General features: G+C 71.7%; 23 protein-coding genes. 3 read left to right on the forward strand and 20 right to left on the reverse strand.

Annotation, left to right across the window (positions count from 1 at the left end; translation table 11 throughout):
- Positions 1 to 33 precede the first annotated feature (33 nt).
- From OG992_RS13330 to OG992_RS13350, 5 genes are all read right to left on the reverse strand, one after another.
- The gene (locus OG992_RS13330) at positions 34 to 1722 is read right to left on the reverse strand and encodes a ribonuclease J (protein WP_091400429.1); all 1689 of its coding nucleotides are present in this window, start codon (positions 1720 to 1722) and stop codon (positions 34 to 36) included.
- Between the two features lie 52 nt (positions 1723 to 1774).
- A complete protein-coding gene (gene dapA, locus OG992_RS13335) occupies positions 1775 to 2701 on the reverse strand; it encodes a 4-hydroxy-tetrahydrodipicolinate synthase (RefSeq protein ID WP_238686816.1) in 927 nt (308 codons plus the stop codon).
- 47 nt (positions 2702 to 2748) lie between these two features.
- Complete coding sequence (gene thyX / locus OG992_RS13340) at positions 2749 to 3489, reverse strand: FAD-dependent thymidylate synthase (protein WP_210786506.1); 741 nt, start codon at positions 3487 to 3489, stop codon at positions 2749 to 2751.
- A gap of 952 nt (positions 3490 to 4441) precedes the next feature.
- On the reverse strand, positions 4442 to 5080 hold the full coding sequence (locus tag OG992_RS13345) for a DUF2752 domain-containing protein (protein ID WP_266303376.1): 639 nt from the start codon (positions 5078 to 5080) through the stop codon (positions 4442 to 4444).
- Positions 5081 to 5084: 4 nt separating this feature from the next.
- On the reverse strand, positions 5085 to 6314 hold the full coding sequence (locus tag OG992_RS13350) for a winged helix-turn-helix domain-containing protein (RefSeq protein ID WP_266303377.1): 1230 nt from the start codon (positions 6312 to 6314) through the stop codon (positions 5085 to 5087).
- Between the two features lie 79 nt (positions 6315 to 6393).
- Here OG992_RS13350 and OG992_RS13355 point away from each other — a divergent pair, with 79 nt between their 5' ends.
- Complete coding sequence (locus tag OG992_RS13355) at positions 6394 to 6945, forward strand: GNAT family N-acetyltransferase (RefSeq protein ID WP_238686819.1); 552 nt, start codon at positions 6394 to 6396, stop codon at positions 6943 to 6945.
- Here OG992_RS13355 and OG992_RS13360 read toward each other — a convergent pair.
- The gene (locus tag OG992_RS13360; protein WP_238686820.1) at positions 6844 to 8118 is read right to left on the reverse strand and encodes a glycosyltransferase family 87 protein; all 1275 of its coding nucleotides are present in this window, start codon (positions 8116 to 8118) and stop codon (positions 6844 to 6846) included. The two genes, OG992_RS13355 and OG992_RS13360, sit on opposite strands and share 102 nt — an antisense overlap.
- A 35-nt stretch (positions 8119 to 8153) precedes the next feature.
- Between OG992_RS13360 and OG992_RS13365 the strand changes: the two genes are divergently transcribed.
- The gene (locus tag OG992_RS13365; RefSeq protein ID WP_238686821.1) at positions 8154 to 8735 is read left to right on the forward strand and encodes a GNAT family N-acetyltransferase; all 582 of its coding nucleotides are present in this window, start codon (positions 8154 to 8156) and stop codon (positions 8733 to 8735) included.
- Between the two features lie 129 nt (positions 8736 to 8864).
- Here the strand turns inward: OG992_RS13365 and OG992_RS13370 are convergent, their stop codons facing one another.
- The 8 genes from OG992_RS13370 to OG992_RS13405 all read right to left on the reverse strand — a co-directional run bounded on the left by OG992_RS13370 (position 8865) and on the right by OG992_RS13405 (position 18122).
- The gene (locus OG992_RS13370; RefSeq protein WP_266303378.1) at positions 8865 to 9335 is read right to left on the reverse strand and encodes a GNAT family N-acetyltransferase; all 471 of its coding nucleotides are present in this window, start codon (positions 9333 to 9335) and stop codon (positions 8865 to 8867) included.
- A gap of 67 nt (positions 9336 to 9402) precedes the next feature.
- Positions 9403 to 10170, reverse strand: coding sequence for a 4-hydroxy-tetrahydrodipicolinate reductase (dapB, locus tag OG992_RS13375; protein WP_266303379.1), 768 nt, complete (start codon positions 10168 to 10170; stop codon positions 9403 to 9405).
- A 106-nt stretch (positions 10171 to 10276) separates the two neighbouring features.
- Positions 10277 to 11674 carry a pitrilysin family protein gene (locus OG992_RS13380; RefSeq protein ID WP_266303380.1) on the reverse strand — a complete coding sequence of 466 codons (1398 nt, stop codon included), beginning with the start codon at positions 11672 to 11674 and terminating at the stop codon, positions 10277 to 10279.
- Between the two features lie 47 nt (positions 11675 to 11721).
- Entirely contained in the window at positions 11722 to 14121 is a 2400-nt protein-coding gene (locus OG992_RS13385) for a polyribonucleotide nucleotidyltransferase (RefSeq protein ID WP_266303381.1), read from the reverse strand.
- A 227-nt stretch (positions 14122 to 14348) separates the two neighbouring features.
- The gene (gene rpsO, locus OG992_RS13390) at positions 14349 to 14618 is read right to left on the reverse strand and encodes a 30S ribosomal protein S15 (protein WP_030337594.1); all 270 of its coding nucleotides are present in this window, start codon (positions 14616 to 14618) and stop codon (positions 14349 to 14351) included.
- Positions 14619 to 14817: 199 nt separating this feature from the next.
- Positions 14818 to 15747, reverse strand: coding sequence for a bifunctional riboflavin kinase/FAD synthetase (locus OG992_RS13395; protein WP_196921595.1), 930 nt, complete (start codon positions 15745 to 15747; stop codon positions 14818 to 14820).
- Between the two features lie 77 nt (positions 15748 to 15824).
- Positions 15825 to 16667, reverse strand: a complete 843-nt coding sequence (gene truB, locus OG992_RS13400; RefSeq protein WP_266305200.1) for a tRNA pseudouridine(55) synthase TruB — start codon at positions 16665 to 16667, stop codon at positions 15825 to 15827.
- A gap of 132 nt (positions 16668 to 16799) precedes the next feature.
- Positions 16800 to 18122: an MATE family efflux transporter gene (locus OG992_RS13405; RefSeq protein ID WP_238686827.1), complete on the reverse strand. Its 1323-nt coding sequence runs from the start codon at positions 18120 to 18122 to the stop codon at positions 16800 to 16802.
- Positions 18123 to 18321: 199 nt separating this feature from the next.
- Between OG992_RS13405 and OG992_RS13410 the strand changes: the two genes are divergently transcribed.
- Positions 18322 to 19164 (forward strand): hypothetical protein, encoded by an 843-nt coding sequence (locus tag OG992_RS13410; RefSeq protein ID WP_266303382.1) that lies wholly within the window; start codon positions 18322 to 18324, stop codon positions 19162 to 19164.
- A gap of 445 nt (positions 19165 to 19609) precedes the next feature.
- Here OG992_RS13410 and OG992_RS13415 read toward each other — a convergent pair whose 3' ends face one another.
- The 6 genes from OG992_RS13415 to infB all read right to left on the reverse strand — a co-directional run bounded on the left by OG992_RS13415 (position 19610) and on the right by infB (position 25404).
- Positions 19610 to 19819, reverse strand: a complete 210-nt coding sequence (locus OG992_RS13415) for a DUF6186 family protein (RefSeq protein ID WP_238686867.1) — start codon at positions 19817 to 19819, stop codon at positions 19610 to 19612.
- Positions 19819 to 20226, reverse strand: coding sequence for a hypothetical protein (locus OG992_RS13420; RefSeq protein WP_238686829.1), 408 nt, complete (start codon positions 20224 to 20226; stop codon positions 19819 to 19821). Before OG992_RS13420 ends, OG992_RS13415 begins: the two co-directional genes overlap by 1 nt.
- A 100-nt stretch (positions 20227 to 20326) precedes the next feature.
- Positions 20327 to 21376, reverse strand: a complete 1050-nt coding sequence (locus OG992_RS13425; RefSeq protein WP_266303383.1) for a bifunctional oligoribonuclease/PAP phosphatase NrnA — start codon at positions 21374 to 21376, stop codon at positions 20327 to 20329.
- Complete coding sequence (rbfA, locus tag OG992_RS13430; protein ID WP_112624086.1) at positions 21373 to 21873, reverse strand: 30S ribosome-binding factor RbfA; 501 nt, start codon at positions 21871 to 21873, stop codon at positions 21373 to 21375. The genes OG992_RS13425 and rbfA overlap by 4 nt, the downstream gene beginning before the upstream one ends.
- A gap of 126 nt (positions 21874 to 21999) precedes the next feature.
- Positions 22000 to 22296: a DUF503 domain-containing protein gene (locus OG992_RS13435; protein ID WP_266303384.1), complete on the reverse strand. Its 297-nt coding sequence runs from the start codon at positions 22294 to 22296 to the stop codon at positions 22000 to 22002.
- A 90-nt stretch (positions 22297 to 22386) separates the two neighbouring features.
- Positions 22387 to 25404 (reverse strand): translation initiation factor IF-2, encoded by a 3018-nt coding sequence (gene infB / locus OG992_RS13440; RefSeq protein WP_238686831.1) that lies wholly within the window; start codon positions 25402 to 25404, stop codon positions 22387 to 22389.
- Between the last annotated feature and the right edge of the window lie 39 nt (positions 25405 to 25443).

A 25443-nucleotide genomic window follows, 5' to 3' on the forward strand; every position in this document is an offset into this window, starting at 1 on the left:
CCGTTCAGGTGGACCGGCGTCAGCGGGAGTTGCTCAGACCTCGACGACGGTGGGCACGATCATCGGCCGACGACGGTACTTGTCGTTGACCCACCTTCCCACGGTCCGCCGGACGATCTGCTGAAGCTGGTGCGGGTCGGTGATGCCGTCCGCCGCAGCCCGGTTGAGCGCCTCGGTGACCAGCGGCACCACCGGGTTGAACGCCTCCGGGTCCTCCGAGAAGCCCTTCGCGGAGAGCGTCGGGCCGGCGACCACCTTGCCGGTGACCGAGTCCACGACAACCGTGGTGGCGATGAAACCGCCGTCACCGAGGATCCGCCGTTCGGTGAGCAGCGACTCGCTGACGTCACCGACGGCGAGGCCGTCCACGTAGACGTACCGGCTCTTCACGTGCCCCACCACGCTGGCGCGGCCCTCGACCAGGTCGACCACGTCGCCGTCCTCGCAGAGCACCACCCGGTCGGCGGCGACCCCGGATTCGATGCCGAGCCGGGCGTGGGCCCGCAGGTGACGCCACTCGCCGTGCACGGGCATCAGGTTGCTGGGCCGGACCACGTTGAGCAGGTAGAGCAGTTCCCCGGCGGGGGCGTGCCCGGAGACGTGCACCTTGGCCACATCCTTGTGCACGACCACCGCGCCGGCCCGCGCGAGCCGGTTGATCACCCGGTAGACCGAGGTCTCGTTGCCCGGCACCAGCGACGAGGCCAGCACGACGGTGTCACCGGGAGCGATGGTGATGTGCCGGTGGTCGCCGCTGGCCATCCGGCCCAGGGCGCTCATCGGCTCACCCTGGGAACCGGTGGACATCAGCACGATCTCGTCCGGCGGCAGCGTGGTCGCCTCGTCGATGCTGATGACCAGGCCGGCCGGGATGTTGAGCAGGCCGAGGTCCCGGGCGATGCCCATGTTGCGGACCATGGACCGGCCGATCAGCGCGACCTTGCGGCCGTGCTCGGCGGCGGAGTCGAAGACCTGCTGCACGCGGTGCACGTGCGAGGCGAACGAGGCCACGATGATCCGACCCTTGGCCTTCGCGAAGATCGAGTCGAGCACCGGGCCGATCTCCCGCTCCGGGGTGACGAAACCGGGGATCTCCGCGTTGGTGGAGTCGGACAGCAGCAGGTCGACGCCTTCGGCGCCGAGCCTGGCGAAACCGGCCAGGTCGGTGATCCGGCCGTCAAGTGGCAGCTGGTCCATCTTGAAGTCGCCGGTGTGCAGCACCAGGCCGGCGGGGGTGCGGATGGCCACCGCGAGGGCGTCCGGGATCGAGTGGTTGACAGCGAAGAACTCACACTCGAACGGGCCGAGCCGCTCGCGGCCGCCCTCCCGCACGGTCAGCGTGTACGGCTGGATCCGCCGTTCGGCCAACTTCGCCTCGACCAGGGCGAGGGTGAACTGTGAGCCGACCAGCGGGATGTCGGGCTTGTGGGCGAGTAGGTACGGCACCGCGCCGATGTGGTCCTCGTGACCGTGCGTCAGCACGATCGCCTGGACGTCGGCCAGCCGGTCCAGGATCGGACCGAAGTCGGGCAGGATCAGATCCACACCCGGCTGCTCGACGTCGGGGAACAACACTCCGCAGTCGACGATCAGCAACTTGCCGTCGTACTCGAAGACGGTCATGTTCCGACCGATGGCGCCGAGCCCGCCGAGCGGGATGATCCGCAGGCCGCCTTCCGGCAGCGGCGGGGGTAGCTCCGCCTCGATGTGCGCCTCGGTCACGCGTCCACCTCATTCTGCGACGCCGTTACTCGACGTCCATCGTGTCGTTCGTTCATTCGGGCAGCTCCAGGCCCGCTGCCGCGAAGTCCGCGCGCAGCTGGGCGATCTCGTCGTCGGTGGCGTCCATGAGCGGGGGTCGCACCGGGCCGGCCGGCAGGCCCAGCGACGCCAGGCCCGCCTTCACCAGGATGGTGCCCTGGGTACGGAAGATGCCGGTGAACAGCGGCAGCAGCCGCCGGTGCAGGGCCAGCGCGGTCGGCATGTCCCCCGCGTCGTACGCCTCGATCATCTGTGCGGTCAGCGCCCCGGTGAAGTGCGTCGAGGTGCCGACCACGCCCACGCACCCGACGGCCAGCGCCGGCAGGGTGAGGGCGTCCTCACCGCTGTAGAAGGCGAGGGTGGTACGGCTGGTGACCCAGCTGGTGGCGGTCAGGTCACCCTTGGCGTCCTTGACCGCGACGATCCGGCCGTGTTCGGCGAGCCGGACCAACGTCTCGGTGTCGATCGGCACGCCGGAGCGGTGCGGAATGTCGTACAGCATCACCGGCAGGCCGGTGGCGTCGGCCACCGCGGTGAAGTGTCGCAGCAACCCGCTCTGCGGCGGCTTGTTGTAGTAGGGGGTGACCACGAGCAGGCCGTGCGCGCCCGCCTTCTCGGCGGCGGCGGCCAGCTCGATGGTGTGCCGGGTGTCGTTGGTGCCGACGCCCGCGACCACCTTGGCGCGGTCACCGACGGCCTCCACCACGGCCCGGATCAGGTGTTCCTTCTCCGCGTCGGTGGTGGTCGGCGACTCGCCGGTGGTGCCGTTGACCACCAACGCGTCGTTGCCCTGCTCGTCGACCAGGTGGCTCGCCAGCCGGGCGGCGCCGTCGAGATCGAGGGAACCGTCGGGGGTGAACGGGCTCACCATGGCTGTGAGCAGCCGGCCGAAGGGGCGGGACGCCGGTCGGGCCGCGGCGTCGAGGTGGTCGTGCGTCATACCCTCCAACCTAGCGGACGACCAGCCGAGGCCCGCCGGGGAAGGGCTCAGGACGCCTCGTGCGGGCTGGCCGCCACTTCGGTGCCGTCCGGCAGCGTGGTGATCACGAAGTCGGCGAACACGTTCGGGGCGACCCCCTGGAGCTGGCGCAGGCACTCCACGGCCAGCTCACGGATCTCCACGTCGGCGTGCTCGGTGGCCCGCATCGCGACGAAGTGCCGCCAGGCCCGGTAGTTGCCGGAGACCACGATTCGGGTCTCGGTGGCGTTGGGCAGCACCGCTCGGGCAGCCTGCCGGGCCTGCTTACGGCGCAGCGTCGGGTTGGGCTCGTCGGAGAAGCGCTGCTCGAGGCCCTCCAGCAACTCGGTGTACGCCCGAACGCTCGCCTCGGCGGCCTCCACGAACTTCTTGTGCAGCTCCGGGTCGTCGGCGATGACGGCCGGCTCGACCATGGCCGCGTCCCGCTCCGGGACGTAGCGCTGCGACAGCTGGGAGTACGAGAAGTGCCGGTGCCGGATCAGCTCGTGGGTGAAGGAGCGGGACACCCCGGTGAAGTAGAAGGTGACCGACCCGTGCTCCAGCACGCTCAGGTGGCCCACCTCGAGGATGTGCGCCAGGTAGCCGGCGTTGGTGGCGGTCGCCGGGTTCGGCTTCTTCCACGACTGGTAGCAGGCCCGACCGGCGAACTCGGCGAGCGCCTGGCCGCCCTCCGCGTCTGTCGACCACGGCACGTCGTCCGGGGCCGCGAATTGGGTCCACGCGATCAACTTGACCTGGGGCTGCACCATGTCCGGCATTCCTGGGACTTTAGTGGTGGGGTACCGCCCGACCCAACTCAGGCGCGCCCCGTGCAATGTCGATCACTCGGACAGCGCCGAACCCGCCGACGCCCCCGGGCGTCGGCCGAGGGCCGGGGCCGAGGTCCAGGGACCAGGAGCCGGGCATCGTCGTCGACGCCGGGGCGGACAGGTGCATCGGCGTCCTTTGGAGCTGAATCGTTTGCGACATCAGCCCCGGCAGGTGGGCCGCCCGAGCCTGCGACCGAGGCCCGAGCACCGTTCAGGCCCCTGGGCGACCCGAACGAGCCGAGGGACCTGGGCCCGAGCGGCTCGGCAGCCGCTTCCGCTCGCAAGATCGCGCAACATCATGGATGTAGTGGCATCCGTCGCGCCCGACCCCACTACATCCAGGATCGAGCACGATCTTGGGGCGAGGTACGTCTGCCGCCGTGGCGCGGACGCGAGCTTGCGGCTGCTCAGTGGCTGATCAACTCGGGTTCCCGAAAGTCGGGGTATCCGCGTCGGGTGGATGGCCCAGTTTCCTGAGAGCCGAGTCGATCATGGGTGATAGGCGCCGGCGGGCCCGTGATGTCGTAGACGAATCAGGTCCAAAGGACGCCCGAATAGCGCCCCCGGCCGAGGTCCGCGGCCGAGGTCCGCGGCCGAGGTCCGCAGCCGAGGTCCGCAGCCGAGGTCCGCAGCCGAGGTCGCGTTCTCGGGCACCGGCGCGTGCGGTGCCAGACAGCGGTGCGTCGGGCGGGCGGCAGGTCGGGTACTGGCCTGTCGGGCGGCGGCAGGTCGGGTACTGGCCTGTCGGGCGGCGGCAGGTCCGGCGGCGGCGCAGCGGGCACTGGCGGGTAGGACGGCGGCGGCGCGGTCAGACGACAGCGCGGTCAGACGTAGAGCGCGGTCAGACGTAGAGCCCGGTCAGACGTAGAGCCCGGTCAGACGTAGAGCCCGGTCAGACGTAGAGCGAGGTGAACGGCGCCCAGGGCAGGTTGCGAAGCACCGAGAAGGCCAGCCACGCGGCGAGGAACCCGCCGATGACCTTCGAGCTGATCCGCAGCTCGGGCAGTCGCCAACCGAACGCCTGGTTCCCCGCCCAGGCCACGAAGAGGTACGCGAGGAACGGCAGCGCGAAGACGAACAGGAAGTGGTGCCGGGCCGCGGCCGCCAGGTCGCCGTGCAGCACGTACCAGAGCGCGCGGGTGCCACCACAGCCCGGGCAGTCCAGCCCGGTGGTCAACTTGAGCAGACAGGTGGGCGCGGCGTCCGGGTCGGCGTGGGTCGGGTTGCTGAGCAGCGCGTAGCTCATGCCCACGGCGACGCAGCCGACCGCGGCCAACGGCACCGCCCAGCGCGGGGAACGTTCGTAGAGCCGCAGCACGAACCGGGTGAGCCGGTCGGGCTCAGGCGCCGGGTAGCCACCCGTCGGGGTCGTCGGCCAACCCTCCGGACCCGAGCCGCCGGGACCGAAGCCACCCGGACCGAAGCCACCCGGACCGAAGGCGGCGGGACCCGTGTCACCGTCTGCCGGCGCCGTGTGGACCGCGCCGGGGGCGGGGTGCGGCTGGTCGACCGGTCCGGGAACGCTCGTCACGCGCTCACGGTACACCGGACACGCCGGCCAACGCGGCGGTGAGCGGACCGGCCAGATCGCCGGCCGCTGGCGGGGCCACCTCGTCCAGGCCAAGCCAGCCGGCGAGGCGGTACAGCTCGGCGGCGAGCGCGACGGCGGTCTCCCCCGGGTCGGCGCCGGGTTCGAGCCAGGCGGCCGGCACCAGCAGCACGCCGGCCTTCCGATCGGCCTTCAGATCGACCCGTGCGGTGAACCGGTCGCCCTGCAGGAACGGCAACACGTAGTAGCCGTAGACCCGCTGTGGCGCCGGGACGTAGATCTCGATCCGGTAGCTGAAGTCGAACAGCCGCTCGGTGCGGGCCCGTTCCCAGATCAGCGGATCGAACGGGCTGACCAGCGTGTTGCCCCGCACCCAGCGGGGCAGCCGGGCGGACGTGTGCAGCCAGGCGGGCTGTCGCCAGCCCGCCACTGTGACAGGCATCAGCTCACCGGCCTCGGCCAGCTCGGCGACGGCCTGCCGGGCGCCGGCCAGCGGCAACCGGAAGTAGTCGCGCAGCTCCGGCTCGGCGGCGACCCCGAGGGACCGCGCGGCGAGGGAAATCAGCGTCCGGTACGCCTCGGCGTCGGTCGGGGTGGGCGCGGCCAGCACCGCCGCGGGCAACACCCGCTCGGGCAGGTCGTAGCGGCGGGCGAAGGAGGTGCTGCGCTCGGCGGCGGCCACCTCCCCGGCCCAGAACAGGAACTCCAACGCCCGCTTGACCGCCGACCAGTTCCAGCCCCAGTTGCCGGTCTCGCGGGGAGCGTCGTGCTCGATCTCGGCGGCGGTCAGCGGCCCCCGGGCAGCCACCTCGTCCCGCACCCAGGCGACCAGCTCCGGCTGCTCCTGGGCGATCCGCCGCATGCCGCCCCAGGATTCGCTGTGCGCCCGGGCCATCCGCCAGCGCAGCATCGGGTGCAGCTCCACGGGGACCAGCGACGCCTCGTGGCCCCAGTATTCGAACAGCTCACGGGGGCGCCGGTAGGCGGCCTGGTCGAGCAACGTGGTCGGGTAGGGCCCGAGCCGGCTGTAGAGCGGCAGGTAGTGCGCGCGTTGCAGCACGTTGACCGAGTCCATCTGGATCAGCCCGACCCGGCCCAGCACACGACGCAGGTGCCGGCGGGTGGGCACGCCCGTCGGCGTCGGGTCGGCGAAGCCCTGGGCGGCGAGCGCCACGCGGCGGGCCTGGGCGAGCGAGAGCGATTCCGGTGCGGTCATCGTCGGCGACCTTAATTCATCGGTACGACGCCGGTGCGGGAAGCTGGACGTGAGGACCAACGGGGCATAGAACGGTGCAATGCTGACCATCCGTCGGGAGGAGCCGGACGACGCCGAGGCGGTCGCCCGGGTACACGTGCACGGCTGGCAGGCGGGCTACGCCGGCTTCATGCCGGACGAGGTGCTCGGACGGCTCAACGTGGTGGCCTGGGCGCAGCGTCGTCGCGACGTCGGCACCGCCGATCCGGAACACCCGTTCATCACCCTGCTCGGCGAGGTGGACGGGTTGGTAGTGGGCTTCACCACCTTCGGACCGTACCGCCGCAACCAGGACCGGGACGACCTGGACCCGACGGTCGGCGAGGTGGTGGCGCTCTACGTGGAGCCGGCCCACTGGGGTGACGGAACCGCTGCGGCGTTGCTGGACGCCGCCCGCAGCGGGCTCACCGAGCGGGGCTGGGCCGGGTACCGGGCGTGGGTGCTGGCGGACAACCGGCGGGCCCGGCGGTTCTGCGAGCGCGCCGGCCTGTCACCGGACGGTGAGCGGTCGACCTACCAGGTGCCGCTGGCCGGTGGGGGCCCGCCGGTCGGGCTCGTCGAGCTGCGGTACGCCGGACGCCTCGACCGCTGACCCGTTCGGGGTCAGCCACCGGCGGATCGGCAGGAAGGCGAGCAACGCCAGACTGACCCACACGTAGGCGTTGCTGCCCAGGAAGCCGTCGACGCCGGTGAAGTCCTTCTCCCAGAGCCAGACGGTCCGGCTGATCAGCAGCGCGTACCCGATGGTCGCGGCGACCAGCAGGACCTGCCGTCGGCGGCCGGCCGGCGCGGCCATCGCGTTGTCGACCAGCAGGATCAACGCGGGCAGCAGCCAGACCAGGTGGTGCACCCAGGTGACCGGGCTGACGAGACACATCACCGCGCCGGTCAGCGCCAGGCCGGTCGCCTCGTCGCCGGCCGCGACGGCGGCCCGGGACCTCCAGGCCCAGAGCGCGAGGGTGCCGAGCACCAGCACCAGCCACAGCAAGGTGCTCGGGTGCTCCGGGTCGAGCCGGGCGACCACCCCGCGCAGCGACTGGTTGGAGACGAAGGCCAGCTCGCCCACCCGCCCGGTGTTCCACAGCGCCTCGGTCCAGAACTCCCGGGACGCGTCGGGGAAGAGCGCGGCGGCCAGCAGTGACACCCCGGCGGCGGTGCCGCTGGCGGTGAGCGCCGCCCGCCACCGCCCGGTCACCAGCAGGTAGACGATGAACACGCCAGGGGTCAGTTTGATCGCGGTGGCGAGGCCGATGCCCACGCCGGTCCATCGGTTGCCGGCGGGCAGCAGCCGCAGCAGGTCCACCGCCACCAGGAAGAGCAGCAGCGTGTTGACCTGGCCGAAGTTGACCGTCTCCCGCATCGGTTCGAACGCGGCGGCCAGGCAGAGCGCCACGGCGAGGGCGAACCACCGGGTCCAGCCGGCGCGGCGGGCGATCGGGTCGACCAGCCACCAGATCAGCACAGTGGTGGTGACCACGCTGGCGAGCACGCTCACCACGATCGCGGCCGTCCACGGCAGGTACGCCATCGGCAGCATGACCAGCGCGGCGAACGGCGGATAGGTGAAGCCGTACTGGGTGCCCGGCTTGAGGTAGTCGTAGATCTCCCCGCCGTCGTGCACCCACCAGGTCAACGCGCCGTAGTAGACCTTCAGGTCGAAGAACCCGTGTCGGACGGCGGCGACGGCGAGGAACCCGGTGACCGCCGCGGCGAGCACCACCACCCCGACGACCTGCGCGGTTGTCCTGTTGGCACCCTGCGCCACCGTCGTCTCCCTCGCCTTGCGTAGGCTTCCGTCCCATGGCTCTCGGGTACGTCCGCCCGGCGCGTCCCGAGGACGCCGGCGAGATCGCACGCATCCAGCTCGCGACCTGGCGGGTCGCGTACCGCCGGATCCTGCCTCGGCATGTGCTCGACAACCTGGACGAGGCGTTCCTCGCCCGGCGGTGGAGCGCTGCGGTGCTGGAGCCGCCCTCGGGCGCGCACCGGGTGCTGGTCGCCGTCGAACAGGCCGAGCAATCGTATCTGGTGGGGTTCGCCGCCTCCGGCCCGGCCGACGCCGAGGCGTTGGCCCCGGGTGAGCCGGCCGACGCGCTCGGCCCGGACGTGGCGGCGGTGACCGATCTGCTGATCGAGCCCCGGTGGGGCCGGCGCGGGCACGGCAGTCGACTGCTCGCGGCCGCCGTCGACCTGTGGCGGGAGGACGGGATGAGTCGTGCGGTGGCCTGGGCGTTCGACGGTGACGAGGCGACCCGCAAGTTCCTGACCAGCACCGGGTGGGAGCTCGACGGCGCGGCCCGGGCGCTGGACGTCGACGACATGCTGGTGCCTCAGGTGCGCCTGCACGTGGGCGTGCCGACCGAGAAGGTGCCGGCCGAGTGAGCCGCTGACCAGGTGCCAGGTGCCCCTCCTCGCCCATGGTGGGCGACAGCCCGGCGATCTTGCAGTTTCGGTTGTCGAGTTGCGTGAGATGCGCCTTATGTCGCGACAGAAAGTGCAAGATCGCGGGGCTCAGGGGGTTCGTTCGGCGATCAGCTCGTCGTCGTCCACGGCACCCGTGGGGTGGAAGCCCAGGGAGGCGTAGAGGGCTGCGGCCGGCGTGTTGTCGGGGTGGTACGACAGGCGGACCGGGGGGTTGCCATCCCGGGCGGCCAGCCAGGGGGCCAGCGTCTGCACCGTCGCCCGGCCGACGCCCTGGGCCTGCTCGGCGGCGTCGATCAGCATCCCGCCGATCCAGTGCGAACCGTCGTCGTCCACGCCCCACATGACGTGGCCGACGACGGTCTCGTCGGCGTACACCGCGAGCGAGTTCCACACCTCGGAGCGCATGCTCAGCAGCAGGTAACGCGCGCCCAACGCCGCCACGAACCGGCGCTGGTCGTCGCGCGGGGCGACGTCGGCCACCGCCCGCCAGTTGTCGTCGTCGACCGGTCGCAGCGTCACTCGGCGCCCGGCCCGGTCACCATATCCACCATCGATCATCGGGGCAGCCTAGGGCCGGCCGGACCCGCGCCGCGACCAGGTTTCACCCCGGACCGACGTGGGCCGGTCAGTCGAGCAGGGCGTCCAGGCCGACGGTGAGGCCGGGACGGTTGCGCACCGCGCGGACGGCCAGCAGGACACCCGGCATGAACGACACCCGGTCGTACGAGTCGTGCCGGATGGTCAGCGTCTCGCCGGTGCCACCGAACAGCACCTCCTGGTGGGCGACCAGGCCGGTGGCGCGCACCGCGTGGACACGTACCCCGTCGATCTCGGCGCCGCGCGCACCCGGCACCTCGTCCTTGGTGGCGTCCGGGACCGGCCCGAGGCCGGCCTCGGCGCGGGCCCTGGCGATCTGCCGGGCGGTGTGGGTGGCCGTGCCGCTCGGGGCGTCCAGCTTGCGCGGGTGGTGCTGCTCGATGATCTCGACGGACTCGAAGTGTCGGGCGGCCCGCGCGGCGAACTGCATCATCAGCACCGCGCCGATACCGAAGTTCGGGGCGATGACCACACCCACGTCGGGCTTGTCGGCCAGCCAGCCGCGCACCTGCTCCAGCCGCTGCTCGGTGAAGCCGGTAGTGCCGACCACCGCGCTGATGCCCTGCTCGACGCACCACTGGAGGTTGTCCATGACGACGTCCGGCGTGGTGAAGTCGACGACCACGTCGGCGGCGGAGACGGAGGATCGGCTGTCGCCCTGGTCGATCGCCCCGGTCAGGGCGAGATCGTCGGCGGCGTCGACCGCCTTGCAGACCTCGATGCCCATGCGCCCACGCGCACCAAAGACGCCGACCCGCAGCTGCTGGGCCGGGGTCCTTCCCCGCTCGTCAGTCACGGGGCACAACCTATCCCAATCGGGACGGGCCCTTCCGGCCGGATCGCTGTGCTCCACCGGCCGGGACACCCGACCGGGCCGCCTCGACCGGGCCGGGCGGCAGACCTCAGACCGCGAAGTCGCCGGCGCCGAACGGGCCCACCACGGCCAGCGACATCGGCCGGCTGAGCAGTTCGGCGGCGAGGACGTTCACGTCCTCCACTGTGACCTCGTCGACCCGGCGGAGCAGCTCGTCGACCGGCATCAGATCGCCGTAGAGCAGCTCACCCTTGGCCAGCCGGCTCATCCGGGAACCGGTGTCCTCCAGGCCGAGCACGAACGAGCCCTTGCTCATCCCCTTGCCCCGGGCCACCTCGGCCTCGGTCAGCCCGTCGGCGGCCACCCGGGCCAGCTCGGCGCGGGTCAGGGCCAGCACCTCGTCCACCTTGCCCGGCGCGCAGCCGGCGTAGACGGCGAACAGGCCGGTGTCGGCGTACTGGCTCGCGTAGGAGTAGACCGAGTACGCGAGGCCGCGCTGCTCGCGGATCTCCTGGAACAGGCGACTGGACATGCCGCCACCGAGCACGTTGTTGAGCACCCCGAGGGCGAACCGCCGGTCGTCGAGCCGGTCGATGCCGGGGCAGCCGAGGATGACGTGTGCCTGCTCGGTCTCCTTCGGCTCCACCAGTGTGGTCGCCGGCTTGGTGCGTACCGCCGGGGTCGCCGCGCGGTGCGGCGCCGGGCCGGACGGGTCGCTGTCCAGCGGGGTGCCGCGCACTGCCTGACGGACCAGCTTGACCACCGCGGAGTGGTCGAGGTTGCCAGCGGCGGCGATGACGATCTGCGGCGCGGTGTAGCGACCCCGGTAGAAGCTCTGGATCTGCCGCCGGGTCATCGGGGTGACGGTCTCCGCGGTGCCGGAGATCAGCCGGCCCAGCGGGTGATCGCCGTAGACCGCCTCGACGAAGAGGTCGTGCACCTCGTCACCGGGCTCGTCGTCGTGCATGGCGATCTCCTCCAGGATCACGCCACGCTCGGTCTCGACGTCGGCCGGCTCCAACAGCGAGTCCGCGACCAGGTCGCACATCACGTCGATCGCCAGCGGCAGGTCCTCGTCCAGCACGCGGGCGTAGTAGCAGGTGTATTCCTTCGTGGTGAAGGCGTTCGTCTCGCCACCCACCGCCTCGATCTGCGAGGAGATCTCCAGTGCGGTGCGCTTGTGGGTGCCCTTGAAGAGCAGGTGCTCGAGGAAGTGCGCGGCACCGGCCTGCGGGCCGGTCTCGTCACGCGAGCCGACCGCCACCCAGATGCCGAACGAGACGCTGCGCATCGCCGGAATCGCCTCGGTGAGGACGCGCAGGCCGCTGGGCAGCACGGTACGACGTACCGTGCCGCCCAGCGGGTCGTCGCTGAGCGTCCGGGTCACCGCCCGGGCGGTGCCGCCGGAGCGGCCCGCCCCGGTGTCCCGAGACGGGGCCACCCCCCGTCGATCCGGTGGAAACGGCGCGCTGATGGCCCGACTCACGACGTGCTCCCGGTTCGACGAGGGGTGGGTGATGCGTTGTACGACGATCAGCTGTGCCGGGTCCGACGGCGCGGACGCTCGCCGCCCTCGCCACCCTCGCCGCCGCCGCCGTTGCCGCCGTTGCCGCCCTCGCCGCCGCGCTCCGGGCCACGACCGCCACGGTCGCCGCCACGCTCACGGTCGCCGCGGTCACGCGGAGCCCGGTCGCCCCGGTCCCGACCAGCCGGCCGGTCGCCAGCGGCGGCCTCACCGGCGGCCGGAGCCTCGGTGCCCTCCGGGCGGACCTTGTCGAGGTAGATCTTGCCGCGGGCGTCGATGTCCGCGATCTCGACCTCGACCCGGTCACCGACGTTGAGGAAGTCCTCGACGCGCTCGACCCGCTTGCCGTCGCCCACCTTGGAGATGTGCAGCAGGCCGTCACGGCCCGGCAGGAGCGAGACGAACGCGCCGAACGCGGCGGTCTTGACCACCGTGCCGAGGAACCGCTCGCCCTGCTTCGGCAGCGTCGGGTTGGCGATGCCGTTGATCCGGTCGACGGCCGCCTGGGCCGACGGGCCGTTGGTGGCGCCGACGTAGATCGTGCCGTCGTCCTCGATGGAGATCTCGGCGCCGGTCTCGTCCTGGATCGCGTTGATGGTCTGCCCCTTCGGGCCGATCACCATGCCGATCTTGTCCACCGGGATCTTGACGGTGGTGACTCGCGGCGCGTAGTCGGACATCTCGGCCGGAGCCTCGATCGCCGCCTTCATGACCCCGAGGATGACCTGCCGGGCCTCGTTCGCCTGCTGCAACGCGGCGGCCAGCACGTCGGACGGGATGCCGTTGAGCTTGGTGTCGAGCTGGAGCGCGGTGACGAACTCCGGCGTGCCGGCGACCTTGAAGTCCATGTCACCGAACGCGTCCTCGGCACCGAGGATGTCGGTCAGCGTCACGTACTGGGTCTTGCCGTCCACCTCGTCGGAGATGAGCCCCATCGCGATGCCGGCGACCGGCGCCTTCAGCGGGACACCCGCGGAGAGCAGGCCCAGCGTCGACGCGCAGACCGAACCCATCGAGGTGGAGCCGTTGGAGCCGAGCGCCTCCGACACCTGCCGGATGGCGTACGGGAACTCCTCGCGCGACGGCAGCACCGGGATCAGCGCGCGCTCGGCGAGGGCGCCGTGGCCGATCTCGCGACGCTTCGGCGAGCCGACCCGACCGGTCTCACCGGTCGAGTACGGCGGGAAGTTGTAGTTGTGCATGTAGCGCTTGCGGTTCTCGGGGGACAGCGTGTCCACCATCTGCTCCATGCGGAGCATGTTCAGCGTGGTGACGCCCAGGATCTGGGTCTCGCCCCGCTCGAACAGCGCCGAACCGTGCACCCGGGGCAGCACGCCGACCTCGGCGGTCAGCGCCCGGATGTCGCGCGGGCCACGCCCGTCCATCCGGACCTGCTCGCGCAGCACGCGGTTGCGCACCTCGGACTTGGTCAGCGACCGGAAGGCAGCGCTGAGCTCCTTCTCGCGACCCTCGAACCGGGCGCCCAGCTCCTCGGCGACCCGGGCCTTGACCCGGTCCAGGGCCTCCTCGCGGTCGGCCTTGCCGGCGATGGTGATCGCCTCGGCCACCTCGCCACGGGCCAGCTCGGAGACGGCGTCGTACACGTCGTCCTGGTAGTCCAGGAAGACCGGGAACTCGGTGACCGGCTTGGCGGCGACCTCGGCCAGCTCGCTCTGCGCGCGGCACAGCTCACGGATCGCCGGCTTGGCGGCCTCCAGGCCGCTGGCGACGACCTCCTCGGTCGGGGCGGTGGCACCGGCCGAGATGAGGGCGACGGCGTTCGGGGTGGCCTCGGCCTCGACCATCATGATCGCGACGTCGCCGTCTTCGAGCGTGCGGCCGGCCACGACCATGTCGAAGGTGGCGCGAGCCAGCTCCTCCAGGGTCGGGAAGGCCACCCACTGGCCGTCGATGTGGGCGACGCGGGTCGCACCGATCGGGCCGGAGAACGGCAGGCCGGACAGCTTGGTCGACATCGAGGCGGCGTTGATCGCCACGACGTCGTACGGGTGCTGCGGGTCGAGCGCGAGGATGGTCTCGACGACCTGGACCTCGTTGCGCAGGCCCTTGACGAACGACGGGCGCAGCGGCCGGTCGATCAGCCGGCAGGTGAGGATCGCGTCCTCGCTGGGCCGACCCTCACGGCGGAAGAACGAGCCGGGGATGCGGCCCGCGGCGTACATCCGCTCCTCGACGTCGACGGTCAGCGGGAAGAAGTCGAACTGCTCCTTCGGGTGCTTACCGGCGGTCGTGGCGGAGAGAACGACCGTCTCGCCCAGCTGGGCGATGACGGAACCGGCGGCCTGGCGAGCCAGCCGACCGGTGGAGAAGGTGATCTCGCGGGTGCCGAAGGACCCGTTGTCGATCACGGCGGTGCGGGATTCGGTGCCGAGTTTGGTCTCGGTCATGTGCTGTCGTGCTCCTTCGCGTCGTGGGCCCACGACATCGGGGAGCTGCTCAGCCGGCCGGTCTTCGATCGAAGCGCCCGGGTGGCCGGCATGATGCCGGGGTTCCCGGGGGCCACTACCGGAGACCGGTACGCTGACCGGCTCCCTCTCGGGTGGTCGCGCGGCCCGTGTTTCCTCAGGTGGGACGCGGTACGGGGGAGCGGCCGTCCGGCCACTCCCCCGTCACGTCACCGGCGCAGACCGAGCCGCTCGATGAGCGACCGGTAGCGGGCAATGTCCTTCTTCTGGACGTAGTTGAGCAACCGACGGCGCCGGCCGACCAGCAGCAGCAGCCCACGGCGGCTGTGGTGGTCGTGCTTGTGCACCTTCAGGTGCTCGGTCAGCTCGGCGATCCGCTTGGTGAGGACCGCTACCTGGACCTCCGGCGAACCGGTGTCGCCCTCGGCGGTCGCGTACTCCGCGCGGATGCTGGCCTTGGCTTCCTGATCGAGCGCCATGTTCTCCCTGTTTCGATGGGTTGATCAAGTGGGTGTCCGTCGTCCCGGTGGACCGGGAACGGACCGGTTCCTCGCACCCGCGGCGTCGAGCAGGCACGCGAGGCCCCACGCCGGTCACCCGACGTCCCGGCAAGACTACCAGCACTCGCCGGTAACACCCGGCGAAGGGCCTCGTTGGCGGCCCGTCACCCCGCCACGATCAGGCCAGTACGCGCCGGGTGCGCTCGACGTCCTGATTCATCTGGGCGATCAACGGCTCGATCGAGTCGTACCGGATCTGACCACGCAGGTGCGCCACGAAGTCCAGGGCCAGCCGCTCGCCGTACAGGTCGCCGGAGAAGTCCAGCGCGTACGCCTCGACCCGCCGCTCCCGGCCGGAGAAGGTCGGGTTGGTGCCCACTGACACCGCCGCCAGCAGCGGCTCGTGCTGGCCGCGGCGGATCAGCCGGGCCGCGTACACGCCGTCGGCGGGCACCGCCGCGTAGCGGTGGCAGAGCAGGTTGGCGGTGGGGAAGCCCAACTCCCGGCCCCGCTGGTCGCCGCGGACCACGACGCCCTCCACCCGGTGCGGGCGGCCCAGCGCGGCGGCCGCCGCGCCCACGTCACCCGCGTCGACGCAGGACCGGATGTACGTGGAGGAGAAGACGGTGCCGGCCTCGGCGACCAGCGGGGCGCCCTCCACACCGAAGCCGAACGTCTGACCCAGCCGTTCCAACAACGCCACGTCGCCGGCGGCCCGGTGCCCGAAGCGGAAGTTGCCGCCGACCACCACCAACGCCGCGTGCAGGTGCTCGACCAGGACGTCGTGCACGAACTGCTCGGCCGGCACCCGGGAGAACTCCGGGGTGAACGGCACCACGCAGAGCACGTCCACGCCGAGCGCCTCGATCAGCTCGGCCTTACGGGCCGGCTCGGTGAGCACCGCCGGGTGCGAACCGGGGCGGACCACCTCGGCCGGGTGCGGGTCGAAGGTGACCACCACCGACTGCACGCCCAACTCGCGGGCCCGGGCCACGGCGTGCCCGATCGTCGCCTGGTGCCCCTTGTGTACGCCGTCGAAGACGCCGATGGTGACCACCGAGCGTCCCCACCCGCCGGGCGCCGCGTCGTAGCCCCGCCACCGCTGCATGCCGTTCCTCTCTGCTGTCCCGCCGGCACGGCGGGTCGACACCGCCGGCTGCGGGCCGACGGACCTGCGCTGCACTGTCAGGCCGGTGCGAGCACGATCTCCGCGCGGGCGCGCCCGTCCCGCTCGCTGACGATAGCGATCAGGCCGCCGGCCGGCCCGAAGACGGCGTACGGTCCGGTGAGGCCGGCCGGGTCCAGTGGCCCACCGTGGGCGAGCACCCGGGCCTCGTCCGGCGTGGCCTCCCGGCGCGCGAAGAACCGGTCGGCCGCCGCGTCCAGTGGCAGGTTCACCACGTCCGGGGCGCGCTGCTCCAGCTCGTCGAGCGTCGCCGCCTCGGCGAGGGTGAAGCCCTCCACCGCGGTACGCCGCAGCGCCGTGAGGTGCCCGCCGACGCCGAGCGCCAGGCCGGCGTCCCGGGCGATGGCCCGGATGTACGTGCCGGAGGAGCAGGTCACGTCCACGTCCACGTCCACCACGTCCGGCTCGGTGCGACGGATCGCCAGCACCTCCAACCGGGAGATGGTGACCCGCCGCGCCGGCAGCTCGACGCTCTCCCCGTCGCGAACCCGCTTGTACGCCCGCTGCCCGTCGATCTTGATAGCGCTGACCGCGCTCGGCACCTGGTCGACCTCGCCGCTGAGCCCGGCCAGCGCCGACCGGATCGCGTCGTCGGTGACCTGCGCGGCAGACACGGTGGCGGTCACGTCGCCCTCGGCGTCGTCGGTGACTGTGGTCTGGCCGAGCCGGATGGTGCCGGTGTAGCTCTTGCCGGCGCCGATCACGTAGGTCAGCAGCCGGGTGGCCCGGCCGACACCGATCACCAGCACGCCGGTCGCCATCGGGTCGAGGGTGCCGCCGTGCCCGACCCGTCGGGTCTTCGCCAGTCGGCGGATGCGCGCCACCACGTCGTGCGACGTCATGCCGCCGGGCTTGTCGACAACGATCAGACCATCGGTGCTCACGTCGGCCAAGCCTGCCAGATGACCGGTACCGGAGAGTGCGTGGGCAGGCCCCTGCGTGACCCGGACGACCGGCAGCGCCAGCAAGGACTCTCAGCGGACCGCGCCGGTCACCGCCCACCTGCCGTCGCGCAGTCGCAGCAGCAGGGCGACCAGCCGGATCACCACGAACACCGTGAGCCCGGCCCAGATGCCGCCCAGCCCGAGGTTGAGCGCGTACGCCAGCCAGATGGCCGGCAGGAAGCCGCCGAGCGCCGCCACGATGGTGAGGTTGCGCAGGTAACGCACGTCGCCAGCGCCGATCAGCACGCCGTCGAGGGCGAACACCACCCCGGCCAGCGGCAGCATGACGACGAACCACGGCCAGGCCACCATCGCCTGCTCGCGTACCCCCGCATCGGAGCTGAACCACGACGGCACCACGCCCGCGCCGGCGGCGACGAGTAGCGCGAAGCCCACGCCGCAGACGCCGCCGAGCAGCCCGACCCGGCGGGCGAGCGCCCGCGCACCCGCGTCGTCGCCGGCGCCGAGCGCGGCACCGACCAGGGACTGCGCGGCGATCGCGAGGGCGTCGAGCACCAGCGCGGTGAAGAACCAGAGTTGCAGGGCGATCTGGTGGGCGCCGACGGCGGCGGCGCCGAAGCGGGCGGCGACGGCGGTCGCGGACAGGAAGCTGGCCTGGAACGCCAGCCCACGGATCAGCAGGTCCCGGCTGAGCACCAGTTGTTGGCGGATCACGCGAGGCTGGGGGCGCAGCGACACCCGCTCGCCGACCAGGGCTGCGGCGAAGAGCACCCCGCAGAGCGTCTGCGCGACGACGTTCGCCACCGCCGAGCCGACCAGACCCAGCCCGCCGGGGTAGACCAGCAGGGGGCAGAGCAGCGCGGAGAGCAGGTTGGGGCCGAGCACGAAGTACAGGGGGCGGCGAGTGTCCTGCACGCCCCGCAGCCAGCCGTTGCCGGCGGCGGCGAGGAGCAGGCCGGGAGCGCCGAGGGCCGCGATCCGCAACCACTGGGCGGCGGCGTCGGCGACCTCGCCACCACCACCGGCGAGGGTACGCGCGAGCGCGCCGCCGCCGACCTGCATGCCGATCGCGATCAGCAGGCCGACACCGAACGCCAGCCAGGACGACTGGACGCCCTCGGCGACCGCGGCGGCCCGGTCACCCGCGCCGAAGCGGCGGGCCGCGCGGCCGGTGGTGCCGTAGGCGACCACTGTGCCCACCCAGGCGGTGAGCGTCATGACCGTGCCGCCGACGGCGAGCGCGGCGAGTGGCACCCGGCCGAGGTGACCGACCACTGCGGTGTCGACCAGCACGTAGAGCGGCTCGGCGGCGAGCACCACGAGGGCCGGCAGGGCGAGCGCGGCGATCCGCCGGGGCGAGGCGGGTCGGTGAGCGGTGGTGGCGTGGTTCATCGCCGCCGATCCTGGCACGGCTGCGGTAAGGAGCACAAGGCCAGCGGTAACTTACGGACCCACCCCTCGACCAGCTCGGCGGACGTCACCGAGGATCGAGGCCCTGATACGCCCCCCTGTCGCCGGCATCCCGGTTTGCGGCGCTCACTACCCTGTCCGAGGCTCCCACGCGGGGGGCACCACGACAGCGATAGGCCTTATGACAGTGAGCGACAGTTACCCTCCGCCCGACCCGAACGTCACCCCCTGGAGCGGCCCGCCGGCCCCGCAGCAGGGCGGCTACCCGCCATACGGACAGCCACCACCCCAGCCGTACTACGGCGCACCACTGCCGGCGCCGGACAAGTCGAACAAGGGCCTGATCATCGGGCTGGTCGCCGGCGCGGTGGTCGTCATACTCGCCATCTGCGGCGCGGGAATCGGCATCCTGCTCGCCTACGACGACGACGAGCCCGCACGGGGGACGTCCTCCACCCCCACGCTGGGCACCGGCAGCACGCCGGGCACCGGGACCGTCCCCACGCCGGGGCCGGCGGATCCACCGAACAACAACGCGATGACCGCCCGTTACTCCAGCGACATGGCGAACGTCTGCGAGGGCAGCCCGATCCTGAACGCGGCACCCTACAGCGGCCCGGCCGGCGCCAAGGCGTACACGTTCTCGAACAACCCCGACCGGCCGACGTCCTGGTCGTCGACATACGTCCCGTCGGACAAGTCCTACTACGCCAAGGGCGCGGACTACCAGAAGGTGTCGGTGGTCGGCTGCCTGAAGTTCGACCAGGGCAGCCAGGGCGCCCCGAAGAAGTGTCAGTACAAGGACAAGGCGGAGAAGCCGGTCACCATCGACTACGTCTCGTCGCGCTACACCCTGACCTTCTACGCGGCCAGGACCGCCGAGAAGGTCGGCGACGGCGGCACCGTGACCGCCCCGACGAACAGGTGCCCGAGTTTCATCTCGTACGACAAGACCACCATGAGGGCGTACGCGACGCCGGACTCCGGCACCATCGAGGCGGCCCTGGACACGTTCCTGTCCTGAACGACTCGACCCCCACTGGTGACCGGACGGTGATGCCGTCGGCGCGGAGCGGCGGCGGCGTCACCACCGGTCGAGACGAGTCACTGACGGGTGTCCATCGACGTCTGCAGCGCGCGGCGGGCCTGCTCGCGGGCGTCGTCGGTGGTGGTCTCGGTCTTGGGCTTGTTCGGCATGGTGGCGCTCCTCTTCCCAGGGCGTGAGCCGCCGACACGCGGCGGCCCTCACGGGCGGTCCTGCTGAGCGCCCCACGGCGGTCCGGGGTTACCGGAGCAGCCGACTGGGCAGCGTGAGCCCGGGTCGATCCGACCCTGGAGGGAGGCGGCACGGGGTGTGGCACCACCGCCCATGACCTGCACCGCCAGGCGGCACCGGCCTTCTCCCAAGTTATCGTTCAGGTCCACATACTGCTTACGGTTCCCGCCATTTGGACGGTCGGCAACCCGGCTCAGCGAGCCAGGAAGTGCCAGCCCAGCCACCACCAGAACCCGAACAGACCGATCCGGCCCACCGGCACCGGACCGACCTCGTAGCGCATCACGTAGGCACAGACCTCGCCGAGGGTGGGGATCCGCGACCCCTCCCGCCGGGCCATCCACTCGACCACCGCGAAGAGGACCAACGCGGCGAGGAAGCCGCCGATAGCGAGCGCGCGCATCATCGCCGCACCAGCCCCCAGAAGGCGGCCAACCAGGCGAACCAGGCTGCCGACCGGGTCAGTTGATCCTCCAGGAGAGGATCGGCCAGCCGGGAGAAGGTGGGGAAGTCATCGCCGGCGGCCAGCACGAACGTCACGCCCTCGAAGACCCCGAAGACCACCACCGGCACCGCCCACCAGGCCGCTCCCGTGCCCAGCCGGCGCGGTGCCGGCCGGCGAGGGACCCGGTTGCTCAGACCGAGCCAGATCAGCACCCCACCCGTCCCGAGGGTGAACAGATTCGCCTCGGTGGAGAAGGACGCGAACCGGCCACCGACGAGCGACAGGCAGACGAGGACGGGAACGGAGACGGCGGGCCGGTCCCAGGCGCGGGGGGCCTCAACGGTGAGGTCGTGCGGCTGCTCCATCCCGCAATTCTTCCCGGTATCACGGAACGCGGGAAGACCAACACTCCCCGGAGCTGACCCTGATCTTCCGGACCGACGGATCGATGGCGGCCGAAGCGCGTCAGTCGATCAGCGCCGCGTCCAACTGACCGCGGATCGACTCGACCACCTGCTCGACCGTGCCCCGACCGGTGAACCCGGCCGCGAACGTGTGCCCACCACCGCCCAGCGCCACCGCGACCCGACTGACGTCCACAGCGCCCTTGCTGCGCATCGACACCGCCCACTCGGCGGGCCTGGTCTGCTTCACCACACAGCTCACGTCAGCCTCAGCGGTGCAGCGCACGGAGTCGATCAGCGCCTCCAGCACGTACGGCCGCTGCTCGTGCCGGGCCAGGTCGTCGAGGGTGGCGAAGGTCCAGACCAGGCCCCGACCTCCGGCGGCGGCCGGCTCCAGTCGAGCGCGGCCGAGCACCTCACCGAAGAGGCGGACCGCGCCGAAGGGCCGGGTGTCGAAGACCCGCCGGGAGATGTCACCCGGTGAGATGCCGGTCGCCAACAACCGGGCGGCCATCTGATGCACCGCCGGAGTGGTCGCCTCGAACCGGAACGAGCCGGTGTCAGTGGTCAGCGCCACGTAGAGGCACTCGGCGATGGCCGGATCCACCACCACCCCGAGCCGGGCCAGCAGTTGCTCGGCCACTACCGACGTGGCCGCCGCACCCGGGTCGACCAGGTTGACGGTGCCGAACCCGGGGTTGGAGGCATGGTGGTCGAGCACCAGCGCCGCACCCGCCGACGACAACCGCCCGGCCAACTCGCCGAGACGCGACTCGCTCGCCGCGTCGAAACAGATCACCAGATCGGGCGCCGGGTCGGCGGCGTCCGCCGGAACCAGCAGGTCCAGCCCGGGCAGTCCCCGGAACGGCTCCGGCAGCTCCGGCGGCCCGGGAAAGGTCGCCTGCACATCGCGTACGCCGAACTGCCGCAGACCCAGACCGAAGCCGAGCATGCTGCCCAGCGCGTCGCCGTCCGGGTTGATGTGGCAGATCAGCAGCACCCGGGCGGTCGGCGGGAGAGCCCGCACCAACGCCTCGGCCGCGGCCCAGTCCGCCTCGACGGGGCCAAGCCCGGCTGCCCCGGCGAACGGGGCGCTGGCGGTGCTGGTCACCGCGTTTCCCCACCCCGCGGGGTTTCCTTGACGTCGGTGGCCTCGTCGGCCTCGTCCGTCTCGTCGGCCTCATCGGTCTCGTCGTCCACCCGGTACGGCTGGGCCTCGCCCGCGTACTTCGCCTGGGCGGCGAGCCGCTGCACCTCGGCATCGGCGTTGCGAGCGGCGGCGAGCAGGTCGTCGATGTGCTTGACCTGGTCCTGCACGTCGTCGAGGACGAACGTGAGCGTCGGCGAGTGGCGCAGCCCGAGGGCCTTGCCGACAGTGCTGCGCAGCAGCCCCTTGGCGCTCTCCAGCGCCGCCGCGGTGTCCGCCTGGGCCACCGAGTCACCGAGCACTGTGTAGAAGACCGTCGCGTCACGCAGGTCAGCGGTAATCCGGGCGTCGGTGATGGTGATCATCCCGAGCCGCGGGTCCTTGATCTGGCTCCGCACCACCGACGCGACCAGCTCACGCACCCGTTCCGCGTGCCGGCGTACCTTGGCCGGATCAGACATCTCGCCACCTCCACGGCGTCCTGCTTCCGGTCGACCCGGCGGCCCGGAGGCCGCCGGCCGACCGGCCAACATCTCGAACATTACCTTCGGGGCCGCTCCGGTCGCCCGGCACAGCCGGCACCGTGGTCAGTCGTCGTCCACGCCGTAGAGCCGGCGTCGAACCGACAGCAACTCAACCTCGGGGCGATTGGCCACCAGGCGCTCACAGGAGTCGAGCACCTCGCGGACGTGCGCCGTCTCGGCGGCCACCACGGCCACCGCCAGTTGCGCTCGACCATGCAGGTCGAGCGCACCCACCTCGGCGGCCGACACCTCGAAGCGGCGCAGCGCCGCCACGATCGGCCGTACATATGATCTCTTGGTTTTGAGCGACCTGGAGTCGCCCGGCAGCAGCAGGTCGAAGACCGCGGTTCCGGTGAACATCGCCCCGGACGATACCGCCAACCCGCCCCGCATGATCAAGGGGTTTACGCCGGGTGGCGTAAACCCCTTGATCAGCGTGTCACTGCCGGATCAGGCGCGAACCTTCTCCCGCATCTCGAAGGTCTCGATGACGTCGCCGACCTGGACGTTGTTGTAACCACCCAGGGTCAGACCACACTCGAAGCCCTCGCGGACCTCGGTGGCGTCGTCCTTGAACCGCTTGAGCGAGGTGATCGTGAGGTTGTCCGCCACGACCGCCCCGTCCCGAAGCAGGCGAGCCTTCGCGTTGCGTCGGATGATGCCCGACCGGACGATGCAACCGGAGATGTTGCCGATCTTGGACGAGCGGAAGACGTCGCGGATCTCCGCGCTGCCCAGCTCGGCCTCCTCGTACTCCGGCTTGAGCAGGCCCTTGAGCGCTGCCTCGATCTCCTCGATGGCCTGGTAGATGACGGTGTAGTACCGGATCTCCACGCCCTCGCGGTCGGCCATCTCGCGGACCTTGTTGGAGGCCCGCACGTTGAAGCCGATGATCGTGACCGGCTCGGACGAGGCACTCGCGAGCATGACGTTGCTCTCGGTGATCGCGCCCACGCCTCGGTCGAGGACCTTGAGCTGAACCTCCTCGGGGATGTCGAGGTTGAACAGCGCGTCCTCCAGGGCCTCCACCGAACCGGAGACATCGCCCTTGAGGATGAGGTTGAGCGAGGTCTTCTCGCCCTCCTTGAGCTGCTCCATGAGCGTCTCGAGGGTGGCCCGACCACGGGAGTTGGCGAAGGACGCCGCCCGTCGCCGTGCCTGTCGCTGCTCGGCGATCTGCCGCACCGTGCGGTCGTCCGCCGCGGCGAGGAACGTGTCGCCCGCACCGGGAGGCGCGGTCAGACCCAGCACCATGACCGGACGCGCCGGCCCAGCCTCGGTGAGCTGGTTGCCGTTCTCGTCGAGCATGGCCCGGACCCGGCCGTGCGCCCCACCGGCGACGATCGAGTCGCCTGCCCGCAGGGTGCCCTTCTGCACCAGCACCGTCGCCACCGCACCGCGGCCCTTGTCCAGGTGCGCCTCGATGGCCACACCCTGCGCCGGCCCGTCGATCGGAGCGGTCAGCTCCAGCGACGCGTCGGCGGTCAGCAGGACAGCCTCGAGCAGTTCCTCGATGCCGATGCCCGGCTTGGCTGCCACGTTGACGAACATGGTCTCGCCGCCGTACTCCTCGGCGACCAGGCCGTACTCGGTCAGCTGCTGGCGGACCTTGTCCGGGTTGGCGTCCGGCTTGTCGACCTTGTTGACCGCGACCACGATCGGCACGTCGGCCGCCTTGGCGTGGTTCAACGCCTCGATCGTCTGCGGCATCACACCGTCGTCGGCCGCGACGACCAGGATCACGATGTCCGTGACCTGGGCACCACGAGCACGCATGGCGGTGAACGCCTCGTGACCCGGGGTGTCGATGAAGGTGACCGCCCGGTCCTCGCCCTCGTGCGGGACGTGGACCTGGTAGGCACCGATGTGCTGGGTGATGCCACCCGCCTCACCGGCCACCACGTTCGCCTTACGGATGGCGTCGAGCAGCTTGGTCTTACCGTGGTCGACGTGACCCATGACGGTCACCACCGGCGCACGGCTGACCAGACGCTCCTCGGCCACCTCCGCGTCGAGGTCGATGTTGAACTGCGCGAGCAGCTCGCGGTCCTCGTCCTCCGGGCTGACGATCTGGATGTCGAAGCCCAGGTGCTCACCCAGCAGGTGCAGGGTGTCGTCAGAACAGGACTGGGTCGCGGTCACCATCTCGCCCAGGTTGAACATCTCCTGGACCAGCGAACCCGGATTGGCGTTGATCTTGTCGGCGAAGTCCGACAGCGAGGCGCCACGGGAGAGCCTGACGATCTGACCCTGACCCCGGGGAGCACCCGAGCTCATGGTCGGAGCCGACAGGTTGTCGAACTCCTGTCTGCGCTGCTTCTTGGACTTGCGACCGCGCGTCGGCCGACCACCCGGACGCCCGAAGGCACCCGCGGCGCCGCCGCCACGGCCACGACCGCCCGCACCCGGACGACCGCCGCCACCGGCCGGACCACCCGGACGGAAACCGCCACCGGGAGCACCCGCACCGCCGCCGGGACCGCCACGGTAGCCACCGCCACCGCCGGCACCCGCGCCGCCACCGGGGCCGCCGCGGTAACCGCCACCGCCACCGGCGCCACCGCCGGGACCGCCACGGAAACCGCCGCCACCGCCACCGGGACGACCTGCGCCGCCACCGGGACGACCGGCGCCACCGGGACCGGGGCGACCGGCAGCCGGCCGCTGGCTCGGCATGGACGCCGGGCTGGGCCGCGGCGGCATGGAGTTCGGGCTCGGCCGCGGCGGCATGCCCGCCGGGGTGTTGGGCCGAGGACCACCCGCACCGGCGGCCGGGGGCCGCTGCTGCTGGCCACCCTGGATGCCGAACGGGTTGTTACCGGCACCGCGCGCCGGCGGACGACCGCCCGGCCGGGCACCCGGACCGGGAGCCGGCGTGCTCGGTCGAGCTGCCGGCGAACCGGGACGGGGCGGCATCGCCGCCGGACCCGGCCGAGGGCCGGGGCGGTTACCGCCGTCTGCCGGAGGCTCCCGGCGAACGGGGTTGTCCCGCTGCTGCTGGCGGGCGGCCTGCGCGGCCTTGACCGCGGCCTCCTGCTCAGCCTTCAGCGCGGCGGCACGCGCCTCCGCGGCCGCCACCTCGATGTCGTGGGCACTCGCCGGCTTGGCGACCGGGGTCGCCGTCTGCGGCGCGCCGGGAACCGGACCCTTGGGCTTCGGACCGGGTGCCGGCGCGGCCGGCCGCCGAGGCGGCATCGGCTTGGCCGAGACCCGGGGCGCGCCCGGGGCCGGGGTTGGCGTCGGGGTCGGGTTTGAAGCCGGCGTCGACGCGGGCGCCGACGGGGCGGCCGGAGCCGGGGCTCCGGCGGACGCGACGAATGCGTTACGCAACCGCCGGGCGACGGGCGCCTCGACGGTGCTGGACGCGGACTTCACGAACTCGCCCATTTCCTTCAGCTTGGCGAGAACGGTCTTACTCTCGACCCCGAGCTCTTTTGCAAGCTCGTGTACGCGGGCCTTGCCTGCCACTGCACTCCTCACTCCGAGGTCGTGCGGGCAGCACCCGCA

The organism is Micromonospora sp. NBC_00362 (genome assembly GCF_026342155.1).
Classification (GTDB): Bacteria; Actinomycetota; Actinomycetes; order Mycobacteriales; family Micromonosporaceae; genus Micromonospora; species Micromonospora hortensis.